This is a genomic window from Congregibacter sp. (assembly GCF_045107095.1).
Classification (GTDB): domain Bacteria; phylum Pseudomonadota; class Gammaproteobacteria; order Pseudomonadales; family Halieaceae; genus Congregibacter.
Map to the genome: position 1 here is coordinate 29185 of NZ_JBGCFU010000036.1, position 14729 is coordinate 43913.

At 55.2% G+C, this 14729-nt stretch carries 12 protein-coding genes; 1 reads left to right on the top strand and 11 read right to left on the bottom strand.

Features of this window, described 5'->3' with window-relative positions; all coding sequences use genetic code 11:
• Positions 1-33: 33 nt before the first annotated feature.
• From puhE to bchF, 11 genes are read right to left on the bottom strand one after another with little or no spacing between them, the layout of a single operon-like run.
• A complete protein-coding gene (gene puhE / locus AB8B76_RS06725) occupies positions 34-861 on the bottom strand; it encodes a putative photosynthetic complex assembly protein PuhE (protein WP_405271248.1) in 828 nt (275 codons plus the stop codon).
• Positions 858-1364 (bottom strand): photosynthetic complex assembly protein PuhC, encoded by a 507-nt coding sequence (gene puhC, locus AB8B76_RS06730; protein WP_405271249.1) that lies wholly within the window; start codon positions 1362-1364, stop codon positions 858-860. The genes puhE and puhC overlap by 4 nt, the downstream gene beginning before the upstream one ends.
• Positions 1365-1385: 21 nt before the next feature.
• Positions 1386-2045 carry a photosynthetic complex putative assembly protein PuhB gene (gene puhB / locus AB8B76_RS06735; RefSeq protein ID WP_405271250.1) on the bottom strand — a complete coding sequence of 220 codons (660 nt, stop codon included), beginning with the start codon at positions 2043-2045 and terminating at the stop codon, positions 1386-1388.
• A complete protein-coding gene (gene puhA / locus AB8B76_RS06740; RefSeq protein WP_405271251.1) occupies positions 2042-2809 on the bottom strand; it encodes a photosynthetic reaction center subunit H in 768 nt (255 codons plus the stop codon). The genes puhB and puhA overlap by 4 nt, the downstream gene beginning before the upstream one ends.
• Before the next feature lie 27 nt (positions 2810-2836).
• The gene (locus tag AB8B76_RS06745; protein ID WP_405271252.1) at positions 2837-4264 is read right to left on the bottom strand and encodes a BCD family MFS transporter; all 1428 of its coding nucleotides are present in this window, start codon (positions 4262-4264) and stop codon (positions 2837-2839) included.
• Positions 4261-4962, bottom strand: a complete 702-nt coding sequence (bchM, locus tag AB8B76_RS06750; RefSeq protein ID WP_405271253.1) for a magnesium protoporphyrin IX methyltransferase — start codon at positions 4960-4962, stop codon at positions 4261-4263. The genes AB8B76_RS06745 and bchM overlap by 4 nt, the downstream gene beginning before the upstream one ends.
• Positions 4962-5879, bottom strand: coding sequence for a ferredoxin:protochlorophyllide reductase (ATP-dependent) iron-sulfur ATP-binding protein (gene bchL, locus AB8B76_RS06755; RefSeq protein ID WP_405271254.1), 918 nt, complete (start codon positions 5877-5879; stop codon positions 4962-4964). The genes bchM and bchL overlap by 1 nt, the downstream gene beginning before the upstream one ends.
• Complete coding sequence (locus AB8B76_RS06760; protein ID WP_405271255.1) at positions 5876-9646, bottom strand: magnesium chelatase subunit H; 3771 nt, start codon at positions 9644-9646, stop codon at positions 5876-5878. Before AB8B76_RS06760 ends, bchL begins: the two co-directional genes overlap by 4 nt.
• Entirely contained in the window at positions 9618-11192 is a 1575-nt protein-coding gene (bchB, locus tag AB8B76_RS06765) for a ferredoxin:protochlorophyllide reductase (ATP-dependent) subunit B (protein ID WP_405271256.1), read from the bottom strand. Before bchB ends, AB8B76_RS06760 begins: the two co-directional genes overlap by 29 nt.
• Before the next feature lies 1 nt (position 11193).
• The gene (locus AB8B76_RS06770; protein WP_405271257.1) at positions 11194-12480 is read right to left on the bottom strand and encodes a ferredoxin:protochlorophyllide reductase (ATP-dependent) subunit N; all 1287 of its coding nucleotides are present in this window, start codon (positions 12478-12480) and stop codon (positions 11194-11196) included.
• A complete protein-coding gene (gene bchF, locus AB8B76_RS06775; RefSeq protein WP_405271258.1) occupies positions 12477-12995 on the bottom strand; it encodes a 2-vinyl bacteriochlorophyllide hydratase in 519 nt (172 codons plus the stop codon). The genes AB8B76_RS06770 and bchF overlap by 4 nt, the downstream gene beginning before the upstream one ends.
• Before the next feature lie 258 nt (positions 12996-13253).
• Between bchF and ppsR the strand changes: the two genes are divergently transcribed.
• On the top strand, positions 13254-14633 hold the full coding sequence (ppsR, locus tag AB8B76_RS06780; RefSeq protein WP_405271259.1) for a transcriptional regulator PpsR: 1380 nt from the start codon (positions 13254-13256) through the stop codon (positions 14631-14633).
• Positions 14634-14729 lie beyond the last annotated feature (96 nt).

Consider the following 14729-nt stretch of genomic DNA (forward strand, 5'->3'; position numbering starts at 1 on the left):
CATGAGAAGAGTGGTGTTTCTGTCGAGATTGAACTAGGGGTGCTTGGGCACCCGCAGCGTATGGACATTGCCTGTATCAGACTCATCTGCCGAATTAGCGGCTTCAGGAGAGGCAGTCAGGGCCCAGCGCCAGAGCACCGACTCCCCAAAGGGGTACATCAAAAACCAATGCTCGAGAACAGCGAGGCTCAACAAAGCGCTCACGAGTAAATTGGCGCTGCGCAAAAACGGGTCAACGGTCGCCATCGCCTGTACTAACAGTAAAGCAGCTACTGCAGTGCCCATGGTGACGGACACCGGGAAAAGCCAGTTCATGGAAGCGCGACGCGTGTAGCTATCCAGATATTTCAGATGGTCTGGAAACCAGTCGCTATTATAATTTCGGACGCCAAGAAACAGATTGAGTTTAGCGCTCCAGCGCATCAGCCAGAGCGATACGCAGGTCGCTGCGGCCACCTGGTTTGGCCCGTCTCCGGCGACGAACACCACCACAGCTACCATCGTGATGACGGAGATCTCGTGATACAGACTTGTTTGCAAGCCCAACCAAAATCGCTGCAGTGTGGACGCTTGGCTAGGGCAAGCCGTTTTTCTTGGGCCGGTGATGACACCCATGAGGTAAGTCATTTCAAGCCACGCCCAAACTACAAGGCCTTGTCCGAAGCCCAAGAGCGCGCCGGCCGCGCTCCGATCTTCACTGCGTCCAGGGAGATACATAAGTGACAAGATGACAAGAACACTAACAGCGAGCATGCTGCCTCTTTGCCACTGAGAGCCCAGCCGGTTGAGCAAAAGCACGAGCCCTGTGCTTATCCACCAGGCCAGAGTTACCGTGGCCAGTGCTAGCAGGTAATCAATCACCAGCCGTTGACTGAATCCGCTTGAAGCAGCGGAGCGTCCATAAGTGAAGAAAACACGGCGATATTGGTTGAGCCGAAGGCGACTAGATCGATCTGCTCGCCTGTGGCAGGGTCGGATAAGACTAGGCGTCCATCATCGTAGCGAGTGAGCTCGAACAGCGACGCTATTCCTGAGTCCAGGCCCCGGCGTTGGCGCACGAGGCTGCGTACTACGCCTCGGAGGAATGCGCCTTCGCCAGAAGGAATCGTTGCGAGAGAGCTTTTACTATTCCATTCAAACACTTCGACCACACCGTTAGGTAAGTCCCGAAACCCAAGCTCTCGTACGTCCACCACGACAGCCTCGGGCACAGAGTTCATGGAGTAACCCGTCAGGCGGGCGAAGAGAGTCGCGGCGAGGATCGCCAAAACGAACATCGCCAAACCTACAAGAAGTACTCGAGAGCTCGGATCCAGAGTGCTCGTTCGCGCTCCGGATTGCTCAGGTGTTGCCGTATTGCTCAAAGTCATTGATCCTCGCGTCGCTTAAGACGCGCTGAGCGCAGCGCCATGTTCACCGCTGCCTTGACTCATCACCGTGGTGCTTTCCTCACGGCCAGTCTTGGTCCCGCTGTTAACAACGCTTGCCAGGCTCTCGGCCAGTTCTTCAACGTTTGCAATGCTGCGCAATGCTGGTTGAGTCGGGTTCACTCTCCAGCTTCGGACGTTGGGCCAGAGCATCATGTAGGAAAGACGTTTCTTCTGATCCAGTGAAAGCACAATATCGCCGCTGCCGTCAGCGTAACGGCACATGTCCGCTGCGCTTACGATATTCAGCGGGATATTCACCATCATTGGCATGGCTACGCCAAACCGGAGCACCAAGCGTTTGTCGGTCAAGGTGTAAATCGTCGTTCGAGCATAGGCATACGCGAGAAGGGCGAGTATGCCAATCGCCAGCATGCCCAGACCAAGCATCCAGGTGCTGCCTAAAATGACATCTGACAGTGATGCATTGCCAGTCGCTTGAACGGCGAGGTGCACAACAATCAGCACCGCAAAATAAATTGATACCGTTCGAAGGTGAAAGACTCTTCGGGCCATCACCTTGAAGTCAGGCTCACCCTGCCACACGAGAGTTTCGTCGCTCGGAAGGTAGCCTGGGAGCCCACGAATGGGCTCGTCTTCGTATTCCGTCACACTCATAGTATCGGCTCCGTCCTCTCAGGGAGGGCGTACAGGTAACCGCCACCATAGTAAGCGCCGATCTTGTCTTCTTCCTGAAGCGTGACAAAGTCCGGATTAGCCGTAGTCGGGGCGTCGGCGAAATGCTTTCCGCAAACAGATTTTGCTATGACGTCGCCGTTTGACTTGATGCGTGCAAAAGTCATGGGAATCATCACTCTACGCTCGCCGGCATTGATTTCGAGGTAGCGCACACAGGGTTCACTGAGGTCAATCCAAAGATCGGTGACTGTTCCTCCCTGCTCGCCATCAACGCCATATACCGGGCGGCCGCGCGGGTCTGGATCGCGGCTTTCTACGCTCCAGTCCTCTGCTATGCGCATAGGGATAATCCGAGGGGTGCCGTGGTCATGGTTGAGATCGGGTTTTTCAGGACGAATCGCCCAGGCCGCGGGACCAACACCATCAAGCATCGCGTTGCCTGTGGGCTCCAGCGGAAATCCGGGAGCCGGCACTGGCTGCTCTGCCTTGAGCTCGTAGCTCGGTGGATCTTCCTTGGGGACGGAACGCGTGCCTTGGCCATGGGGAAGAATGTACGTCTTCTCTTCAGGCATGCCGAAAAGATCGCCGCCCCGGTATCTGTCGTTATGAGAATCCACAAGAGGGTAGCCCTCGCGCTTGTTCTCGCGGTGCAGATAGCCCACCAGTCCAAAGAAAAACAGCCAGAACGCGTATAGCGTCAGCTGTGCCAAATCAATGTACTCAGTTATAGCTCCAGTACCCATTTCAGTTCCTCCCTGTCAGGGTCTAAGTCAACTCGGAAATTCATGCAAAGCAAAATTGCTGCCTTTCCCGACCTGCCCTGGGCCGCGTACCAGCGGTCCCAGTGCGATAAGCGCTGCGAAGAGCAGCAGTATTTCAATGTGGTAAACGGCGCTATAGCCCGTCACCGGATCTATTAGCGCAGCGCCGAGCTTTCCATTCACCGCAAGGTGAGTGATGTAGTCGCGCAAGCCGCCGCCTATAGCGATTGCTAGCCCTGCGGCAGTGGCTTGCACCGCGCCCCAGGCTCCCAACGCCAGACCTTTCTCTTCTTCGTTACCCAGTGCCATGGCAGCGGTGAGAGTTCCAACAGCAAAGAATCCTCCACCCAGGCCAATAAACGCGGCACCTATTTTGAAGAGCCAAGGCGAGCTCAGGGGCGCCGACAGAATGACCGCTGCAAATGCGAAAAGGCCCAGAGCAGCGCCATAACCGGATAGTCGGATAGGGTCTGAGCCCATGCTCAAGCGTTTTGAGGAGAGTGCGAAGGCGATCAACATGCCCAGGCCCCAGATTGCCGATAGCCCCGTGGTTGCACTAACGGACATGCCCAGTACCTCGCCCCCGTAGGGTTCCAGCAGAATGTCCTGCATGCTGAATGCGGCGGTGCCGAGACCTATTGCTAGTAGTAAGCGCTTGGTTTGGCTTGATTGGGTAAATGCGCCCCAGCTCTGAGAGAAACTTGGTCGCGGCCGCTCGGGGTCTGTGCGCGATGGCATGAGACTCTCTTGCCGCCACAGGGCAATGGCGTTCAATACGATGGTCGCTATAGCGGCGCCCTGTATAACCTTGATCAGTTTGAGATTCGAGAAATCATCGAGAAGTATTGAGAACAACAGGGCGCTTACAATCGTCCCCAGAAGCAGCATCACGTAGAGCAGTGCCACGACCTTGGGACGGGTATTGTCCGTGGCCAGATCTGTCGCCAATGCTAGCCCGGCGGTTTGCGTGATGTGCAGGCCAGCACCTACCAACAGGAAAGCGAATGCTGCAGCCATGGGGCCCAACCATTGAGGGCCCGCTGAGGGGTCCGCAAGGACTATGAGGGCAAACGGCATGATCGCCAATCCGCCGAACTGCGTCATGCTGCCGCCCCAAATGTAAGGGACGCGACGCCAGCCCAAGAGCGACTTGTGATGATCTGAACGGAATCCCACGAGGGCTCTTAGAGGCGCGAAAAACAGTGGCAGTGACACCATTAATGACACCAACCAAGCGGATTGCCCCATTTCCAGGACCATCACTCTATTTAGGGTGCCGTTGAGTAGGACCAGGGCCATCCCCACGCTGATTTGAAACAGAGAGAGTCGTGCCAGGCGCGGCAAGGGAAGATCGCCGCTAACGGCGTCCGCAAAGGGAACCAGTGCAAGCACTGCTCCCGAAGGGAAAATACGATCTGTGATCGCGGTCAGGTTCACCGACGGCGCACCTCGCAGGCTTGGGATATATAGAACCCGCTGTTGACTCGGGATACTCGACCCCGCTCCCAGGATTGCAGTGTTTCCTGTGACTGGATCATGCGATCCAGTCGCTTGGGGCTTACCGGTTGTATCGCTGGCGCACGATCACCCCTTGGGAAGAGCTTTCCCGTGGCGTGCATGATTTCAAGTAACACTGTGCTCGGAGCATGGGTAAACACCATGCTCTTACGCACCCGCGGAGCGAGACTGTTGAGTACTTCTATGCCGTCTTCGACGTCGTAATGGATCAACGAGTCCATTGCCAAGACATGATCGAATTCGCCTGTGGCGAGGGCGGCCATATCGCCGACCTCAAAATCAATGTGGCCCTTTCCAATGTCTGAGGGAAGACGCTCTCTGGCAATCTCAATAAGTGTTGCAGAGAGATCTACGGCCAGGACCTGTGCACCTCGCGTCGCAAGCTCCACTGCGACCGCTCCGGTACCGCAGCCGGCATCAAGAACACGACATCCCTCAAGGTTGTGCGGTAACCAGGAGAGCAGCGTGTCGCGCATTTCATCGCGTCCCGCACGTACAGTTTGACGAATGCGGCTAACCGGCGCGTTAGAAGTGAGCTTTGTCCATGCGTCAGACGCGGTTCGATCGAAATAGGTTTCTATCTCTGAGCGTCGCTGGACGTAACTGTTATCGGTCATTAGTCGAATCCCAGGAAGTCAAAGAGATCTCGATCTTTCATGGGTTCGGCATCCAGTGCATCCGTGCCTTCCCATAGAGCGGTGGCGAGATTGAGATATTCCTGCTGCACTGCAAGGAGTTCCGGCGTGTCATCCATCTCAAACAGCGTGGACTTTTTGAGACGACTACGACGAATGACATCGAGGTCAGGGAAGTGCGCCAGGCGCTTCAGTCCCACGGCATCGTTAAACCGATCGATCTCGTCGGTGCCTGAGCTGCGGTTGGCGATTACCCCGCCAAGGCGCACGGGGTAGTTCTTGGACTTGGCCTTAATCGCCGCCGCGATACGATTCATCGCGAAAATCGAGTCAAAATCATTGGCGGTAACGACCAGTGCGCGTTCCGCGTGTTGCAGGGGGGAGGCAAAGCCACCGCAAACTACATCGCCCAGTACGTCAAAGATCACAACATCCGCGTCGTCCAGCAGGTGGTGTTGCTTAAGCAACTTGACCGTTTGGCCGACGACATAACCCCCGCAGCCGGTTCCCGCAGGAGGGCCTCCTGCCTCGACACACATTACGCCGTTGTAGCCTTCGTACATGTAGTCGTCCGGCGTTAGTTCCTCCGAGTGGAACTCTACCGACTCCAGTACATCGATCACCGTTGGCATCAATGCCTTTGTCAAAGTGAACGTTGAGTCGTGCTTGGGATCACAGCCGATCTGAATCACCCGCTTTCCCAGTTTGGAAAAAGCAACGGACAAATTGGAAGAGGTGGTGCTCTTACCGATGCCACCTTTGCCATAGATGGCGAAAACCTTGGCCTTATCGATCTGCACGTCGGGATCGAGATGCACTTGCAAGCTGCCGTCCCCGTCCAGTCCACGACTGTCATTGGGGTCAACTTGCTGAACCGGAATATTGATGGGTTTGTTCATGCGGCTACTACTCCACTGGGGATACCTTCCAGCCAGTCTTCGAGATCTTCGCTTGCACGGTGCAAGGCGTCGAGGCTCTCCTGGTCTGGTTGCCAATAATCGCGGTCGCTTGCTTCGAGCAGGCGGTTTACAACCTTGATGGCAGAATGAGGATTAAGTTGCGCGAGGCGATCGCGCATCGATTCGTCGAGAATAAATGTTTCGGACATGCTCTGGTAAACCCAAGGCGCAACCTGGCCTGTGGTTGCAGACCAGCCCAAGGTGTTCGTTACATGTGCTTCTATCTGGCGCACGCCTTCGAAACCGTGCTCAAGAATGCCTTCGTACCACTTGGGATTCAGAACGCGGGTGCGAGTCTCAAGGGCGACTTGCTCTTCCAGGGTTCGTACCTTGCCGCTGCTTGAGGTCTGGTCCGAAATGTAAACGGGAACTTCATGCCCGTTGCGCGCACGCTTCACTGCTCGGCTGATGCCCCCGAGGGTGTCAAAGTATTGATCCAATGAAGTGATGCCGACTTCTACGGAGTCGAGGTTCTGATAAGCCAGATCCACGGTGGCAAGCATGCTGTTGAGTAGTTCAGCATGCGGTGCAACGTTGCCATCGCGACCGTATGCAAAGCATTTTCGAGATGTGTAAGCATCGGCAAGTTCACCGTCATCTTCCCACCGGCTGTCATCGACCAAAAGGTTTACGTTTGAGCCATAGGCGCCGTCGGCATTACTAAACACACGTAAAGCCGCGGTTTCAAAATCGCAGGCTTGCTCTTCCTGTTGTGCCAGAGTGTGCTTCCGTACGTAGTTCATCTCCAGCGGCTCATCAGCAGCAGATGCCAGATAACTGGCTTCTGCCAGCATTCTCGTTTGCAATGGAAGCAGGTCTCTGAAGATTCCCGATAGCGTCATAATGACATCTACTCGAGGTCTTCCAAGTTCTTCTAAAGAAATGAGTCTAGCGCCACTGACGCGGCCATAGCCGTCTATTCGCGGCTCTGCACCCATCAGGGCCAAGGCCTGAGCAATAGGGCCGCCTTCATTTTTCATGTTGTCAGAGCCCCACAGAACAAGCGCTACGGTTTCGGGGAGAGGTTCGCCCGATTCAGCGTGTTTGCTCAGCAGGTTTGAGGTTTGTCGCAGGCCATCACGCATCGCGAATTGGCTGGGCAGACGGTAGGGATCAAAGCCGTGAAGATTGCGACCCGTTGGTAAAATATCTGTAGTGCGTAACAAGTCGCCCCCGGGCGCGGGAGCGATGAAGCGGCCATCCAGTGCGTGGAGAATCGCCTCTATCTCTGGGTTGCGATGCAGTTGCTCTGCAGTGTGCGTTAGAGAGCTAATCGCTGCCCCAAGATCATCCCGGTTGGGATTCGCGGTTTCGAGGAGCTTGGCAAAGGTCTCGGTGTCGCCAAGCTCAAGAGCGTTTACCTGTGCTCTATCCAGAGTCAGTTCATGCCCTGCAGATCCGACGGCAGTGAGCATATCTTTGCGCTCTTCTTCCGAACCGATTTCCCCTACGACGTGCAGGCCGTAGGGGATAAGCGTCTCTTCCAACTCGATCAGAGAGAGACGAAGGCTCTCGACATTGACGCTGCTGTCTTCGTTCCATAGGGGAGTCTCAGCACAAAGATCAAGCTCTGCCCCCTGCGCTTGAATGACTGCCGCCAGGTCCGATCGCACTTCAGCACTGTCGTCGGCACCGCTCCGCCAGCGTTCAATAGTCTCCTTCAGCTCTTGAAGGCCTTTATAAAGATCGGCACGGGTGATCGGCGGAGTCAGGTAGCTGATGAGGGTTGCCCCGGCTCTACGCTTTGCGATCATGCCTTCAGACGGATTGTTAGCGGCGTAAAGATAATAGTGGGGGATGTCGCCAATAAGGCGTTGCGGCCAGCAGCCTTCGCTCATGCCAGATTGCTTTCCTGGCATAAACTCCAGTGCACCGTGAGTCCCGAAATGCAGTAAAGAGTGCGCTGCGAAATCTTCCCGTATGTAGCGGTAAAACGCTGAAAATGCGTGGGTGGGCGAAAATCCGCGCTCGAATAGTAAGCGCATGGGGTCGCCCTCATATCCAAAGCCTGGCTGTACGCCCACAAACACGTTTCCGAACTGAGCGCCAAGGACAAAGAGCGAGCGACCATCGGTATTCTGCTTGCCGGGAACAGGGCCCCATTGCGCTTCAATTTCTTCGAGGTGTGGTTCGCGTGTTACGTGATCGTCGGAAGAGATCAGCGTGTGCACGTTTGCCATCGCACCGTAACGTGCCGCATTGCCTTCCACAATGGCCTCACGTAAGGCATCTACTGAATCAGGGACTTCGACCTCGTAGCCGTCCTCGCGTAAGGCTCTGAGAGTGTTCAGTAGCGATTGAAACACCGAGAGGTTTGCGGCGGTGCCGGTATTACCTGCGTTGGGTGGAAAATTGAATATCACCATCGCCACTCGACGCTCGCTTTTCGGCGTCTTGCGGAGCTCAACCAGTCGCAGCGCGCGATCGGCCAGAGCATCTACACGCTCGGGGTGGGCGCGCATGGCATGAGCGTCCCCTTTTGCAGCGGGCATCGAGACCGAATCAGAGCGTCCGCCGTAGACCGAAGGAACGCTTGCGCCGTCGAGCTCCGGAATTGCGACCATCATTGTCGCTTCCACAGGCATCAGTCCATGGTCGGATGTTTCCCACTGTTCAATGCTCTGAAACTCGAGAGCGTGAGCTGCTATGTAGGGGACATCCAGGGAGGCAAGCATCTTCTCGGCAGCCTTTGAATCGTTATAAGCGGGGCCTCCAACCAAAGAGAATCCGGTTAGTGATAACAAAAGATCAATAGTGGGCTCGCCGTCTTTCATGAAGTAGGCGTCAACAGCCGGCCGAGCATCTAATCCGCTAGCAAAGGCTGTGATGACCCTGAGTCCTCGGGTCCTTAGTCCTTCGATAACTGCGTCGTAGTGCGCTGTGTTTTCAGCTAAAGCGTAGGAACGCATGATTAACAAGCCCACAGTACCTTTCTGACCCTTACGGAGGGACTGTCGTCCCAGTTTGTCAAAAATAGGTTTCGTGGCGAGGGGATCGTAGAGTCCCACGTCGGGGTAGTCCACTGGATTGCCGGATTTTAGCTTACCTTGCAAACCGCTGCGCTCACTGCTTGCGTAGCGATCGGTGAGGTAGGCGATCATTCTGCGGAGGTTTTCCTCGGAGCCCGCTAGCCAGTATTGCAGGGTTAGAAAATAAGCTCTCACATCCTGTGAAGTGCCTGGTATGAAGCGCAGGATTCGGGGTAACTGTTTTAGGACTGCCAGTTGCTGGGCACCCGGTGGCTTCTTCGCCTTTCCGCTATTGCCCCGGAGGCGTTTGAGCAGGGCCACAGCACCGGTAGCTTCACTGTCCATGGTGAACTTGCCCATGCGAGTGAGCTTCATGATCTCGGCGCCAGACATTGCACAGATCATCGCGTCACAATGATCTCTTCGCTCTTGCAGGGCGGGCAGGACCGCATTGATTTGGTCTTCCATGAACATCATGGTGACCAGAATGATGTCGCCTGTGGCTATATCGGTCTTACAGCGTTTCAAAGCTTCGTTTTCGCCGTGCCAATCGGCAGAAGCGTGAACTTTTACAGAAAGTCCGGGCGCATCTTTTTGAAGATCGCGAGCGGCGCGAGAAATGCTACTCGTAACGTGGTTGTCGAGCGTTATGACGACAAAGCTAAGCTTGTCATCAGCCGCAGTTTTGGCGGCTTTCGTGGCGGTTTTTTTATCGGCTGAAGTGGGCTTTTGCTTCATAGAGCGTATCCACTTTGATCACGTTTACGCCGTTATCGGCGGCGAATCGTTCGGTATTCCGTTTTGCTTTTCCTCTTACAAAGAAAGGGATCTTGCGCAATTCTCGTTCTGCATTCAGGTCCCAGGTGAGCTCAGCACTAGCTTCTGCCGTGGTCACATCGTGACTGGCATCGTTCACCGCAGGCTCTTCGCTGCGAGTAGCGACGCCCTCGGCAGCGAGGTGGGAAGGTTGCGCGCCATCGTTAAACTCAAAGTCATCGCGGAACATGGCGAGGAGATGTTCCTCAAGTCCCATCATCAGAGGGTGTACCCAGCTGTCGAAGATAACGTTCGCGCCTTCATAACCCATTTGCGGTGAGTATCGAGCGGGATAGTCTTGCACGTGGGCAGGTGTGGAGATGACCGCACAAGGGACGCCGAGTCGCTTGGCGATATGCCGTTCCATCTGAGTACCCAGGACCAGTTCGGGCTGAAGCTCGCTTATGACTCGCTCCACTTCCAGGTAGTCATCACTGATTAACGCTTCCAGGCCAAGTTCTTTAGCCGCGGTGCGCACTGATCTAGCTTGCTCTCGAGAGTAGGTGCCCATGCCCACAACTTCGAATGCGAGTTCTTCGTGAGCAATACGTGCGGCGGCTACCGTATGGGTAGCATCGCCAAACACAAAAACGCGCTTGCCAGTTAGATAGGTCGAGTCTACGGAACGGGAGTACCAGGGTAAACGTGACTCCGTGGTGTCGGGCACATGGTCTATGCCGAGTGTCTCTGCGACCTCAGCAACAAATTCGCGAGTCGCTCCAACGCCGATGGGAACAGTTTTTATCGTGGGCTGCTTGAAGTTTCGCTGCAGCCAATCGCAGGCAGGGCCAGCAACCTCTGGATAGAGGCAAACGTTGGCATCGGCCTCTGGAAGTCGTAACAGATCGTGTGGTGTCGCGTTGAGTGGAGCGCATACATTTACACGAACGCCCATTTCGGTGAGCAACTGCGTGATTTCTCTAACATCGTCGCGGCAGCGAAATCCCAAAGAACTCGGTCCAAGAAGGTTGACGCTGGGTTGCTCACTCTCATGCTTGGGTGCGTCGCTGCCAGGTGCCGGAACTCGACTTTGAAGAAGGCCGCGCACCAGGCTGTAGAAGGTCTCGCCAGCGCCCCAGTTTTCTTTGCGGGAGTAAGCCAGCATCTCTACAGGGACCACCGGTACGCTCAGTCCGCTGCTCGTGGCTAGCGATCCAGGCTGATCTTGAATCAGCTCCGCGGTACAGGAGTCACCGACGAGTAACACCTGAGGTTGGTGCCGTTCTACAGCTGCATGGATACTTTTCAGTACAAGTTCAGCTGTGTCGCTACCAAGGTCCCGTGCTTGAAAGGTGGTGTACGTGACCGGGGGTCTGTGATTGTCGCGTTCGATCATCGTAAATAGAAGATCGGCGTAGCTGTCACCCTGGGGTGCGTGGAGAAGCAGGTGAACGCCGCGCATAGAATTTGCAATGCGGATAGCCCCGACGTGAGGAGGGCCTTCGTAAGTCCAAAGCGATAATTCCATATTAGACCTCTAGCCGCGCAGCGCGCGTCAAGGGTCGAGAGAACAAGCCCGCTAGATCACCGGCCTGATCAAAGCCCTGAATGGGGCTAAAAATTAGCTCTATGGACCACTTGCTGCGCAGACCTTCAGCCTCAAGAGGGTTTGCGATACCCATTCCGCAAACAGTGAGATCGGGCCTGAGCTCGCGAACATGCTCCAGGCGAGACTCAAGATCACCGCCCTCGATCATGTCCGGGTGGTCGCCAAATAGTTCAAGCTCACTAGCCATGATGTGAGGGTCGTGAAAAGGCGTCGTGATCGATTCGACATTCATTTCACACTCTCGCGCCAGGAAGCGCGCAAGGGGTAGCTCGAGTTGTGAGTCAGGTAAAAATGCTATTCGCTTGCCCTTTAGCTTCTCTCGCTGATAACCCACAGCCTGCCGTGCTCGTGCAAGGGGAGCCGCAGTGACTTCGTCGAATAGTGTGTCGGCTACGCCAAAGGCATCTGCGGCAGCTTTGAACCACAGGAGACTTCCCTCAGCACCCAGAGGAAAAGGCGCGTTGAGTATCGTCGCACCTTGGCCTTTTAGTGCCTGAGCGGTCTCGGTCAAATAGGGCTGAGCCAATAGTACCTTCGTGTTGGCGTCAGCGCGGGGCATGGTGTCTCCGCTGCGTGCCGGCAAGAACGCGATGGGGCCAATACCTAAGGCATCAAACATCCGTTGGAATTGGTCTTCAACAATGTCTGAAAGTGTGCCTGCAATGATTAAAGCGGGGCTTTTCTGATCCTTTCTACTCTTGCTTGCTTCAACGAGCTCGGTGAGACACTTGTCTTCCCCTTGAGTGAAGGTTGTCTCAATACCGCTGCCGCTGTAAGCAACCATCCGCACGCGGCCGCTGTGACGAGTCTGCAGACGACTAGCCGCGTTATTTAAGTCAAGTTTGATTACTTCTGACGGGCATGAGCCCACCAGAAACAATGTCTTTATCTCCGGACGTCGGGCGAGAAGCTCTTCAACGACTCGGTCCAGTTCTTCGTGGCAGTCCGCCATGCCGGCGAGATCACGATCCTGCAAAATTGCGGTAGCGAAACGAGGTTCTGCAAATATCATTACGCCCGCAGCTGACTGAAGCAGGTGGGCGCAGGTCCGCGAACCAACCACTAAAAAGAACGCGTCCTGAATTTTGCGGTGAAGCCAAACAATCGACGTAAGCCCGCAAAATACAGCGCGTTGTCCACGCTCAACGGTTATTACTGGGCTTGTTGAAATCGAAGTGCTGTCGCTGGCAAGTACCGCCTCGGTCATTTGAGAGCGCCTTGTAGTCCCATAGCAAGCTCTTCGTCAGGCTCGTCGCGACGTGCCGCTTGCAGTTTCATCAGAAACTGCGCGGCGTTAATCACGTAGGTGCCATAGGCGGCAAGGGCGATCCACATTTGCTGCTGTGGCGTGCCGTAGCCGGCGAGCCAGCAAAGTACGTAAGCGACGTGTAACGCAATCACGCCGAAGCTGACGACGTCTTCCCAAAAGAAAGCCGGTGCAAACAAGTACTGCCCGAACACAACTTTTTCCCAGATGGCGCCCGTCACCATGATGGTTAAGAGCACTAAGGTTTTAACGATTACGGAGGTTGCGGCAGCCTCCAGGCCAGAACCATTGATCATATAGTTCAGCACCAGTACTAAGCTGATAAGGAAAACGATGAACTGCAGTGGGGCAAGCAGGCCCTGTACGAGCGTCCAGCGAGTAGCGTCGCGCCGTTGCCGCTGATCCGGCGTGTATAGCGGGGTGTTCGGTCTTCCCCGTTCTTTTTGTAAAGCCATCAAGCAGACCCCTGCCTTTGCTTACTGATCCAAGGATGAATGTAGTGCTGGTGACAGGCTATGTCAATTATAATTTACACATCAATGCGTTCAAAATAATTGACACTTAAAGAGTGCTGGTCTTTACTGTAAGTCTATGGGTCTTGGCAATGGTGTTAACCATGCTTTACGCGTGCCATAATCACGCCCGCTGTGCGCTTAATTGACGCGCCCGGTATCTCTTTGTCGAATTTTTGTCTACTTTTTGGATGAGCATTCTTGCTAGCCAAGCAAACTAAGCCCGTATTGGCAGGACTGCTCGCGCGCGTAGCAGATCTTGCACTGACGCTCGATGAGAGCGGCACTGTTTTAAGTGTCGAATCGTGGAGCATAGAGCTACCCGAGGATCTAGCTGATCTTTGGGTGGGTGAGGCGCTGTCCGATACCTTGCTTGATGGCAGCGAAGATCGAGTCGATAGCGCCTTGGCCAAGGCTGCCTCGGGTGGCGGTGGCAGGGTGGATCTCGTTCACCGACTTGAAGGAAGTCCCGACGGTTTGCCCGTGCAGTACCAGGTCATCGGCGGCGAGGATGGGCTGGTCTTTTTTGTAGGCCATGATCTGCGTTCCGACGCGAGTCTCCGTCAGCAGCTGGTTAACGCTCAGCAGGCCCTCGAGCAGGATTACTGGCGGCTTCGTCAGGTTGAGACCCGTTATCGCAGGCTCTTCGATATGGTGGGGGACGCAGTTCTTGTGCTGGATGCCCTGAGTTTTCGGGTGCTGGAGGCTAATCCCCGGGCGATAGAGTTGCTCAGCGGCAGTGATAAAGGCTTAGTGGGTAAGGTGTTCCCTAAAGGTCTGGACGCAGGCTCCGGGCGCGCTTTACAGGGCATGATGTCTGAAATTAGAACCGTCGGGCGATCTCAGCTGCATAATCTCGTACTCGCGGATGGCGAGACGCGTGTCGACGTGTCCGCGAGCTTTTTACGGCAAGCAGGTGAAGAGCGCTTCCTGCTTCGCATGGGTACGCGGGAGCTTGTGGCGCAAAAGCCGGGCACGCCCAAGGGTGTTTATCTCCAGGAAATGGTACGTAACGCGCCTGACGCTGTGGTCTTAACGGACGCTGAGGGCAGGATTATGGCGGTGAATAACAGCTTTTTGGAGTTGGCCCAATTAGTCGCTGAAGAGCAGGTGCTCGGTCATTCTGCTGACCGTTGGCTCGGAAGAAGCGGTGTTGACCTTAATGTTCTGCTGTCTAATCTTCGAGACAAGTCCGTCGTTAGGTTGTTTTCCTCCACATTGATGCCTCAGGCAGGGAGTCCTGCTGAGGTAGAGATCTCTGCCTGCCGTTTGGATGAGCCGGATGGCGCCGCTTATGCGCTGTTTATTCGTGATGTCGAGCGGCGCGTTGCCCGTGACCATCCGGTGTCGGCCAAGCTGCCGAGCTCAATCGAGCAGGTCACGCAAAGGGTGGGGCGAGTGCCTCTTAAGGACCTTGTGCGAGAGTCTACAGATCTTATTGAGGCCTTATGCATAGAAACTGCGCTGGAGGTGACGCAAGACAACCGCGCTTCTGCCGCGGAGCTTCTCGGTTTGTCGCGTCAATCGCTGTACGCGAAGCTGCGTCGTTTTAATATTGGTGGTGACGACGACTCGGAATGATCTAATAGATCTGAGTGTGGCCTTTGGTTGACGCTTAAAGGCTTAGGTGCGGGGTGATTTAACAAGCGTCAATTAAAATTGACACTTCAAAGTGTC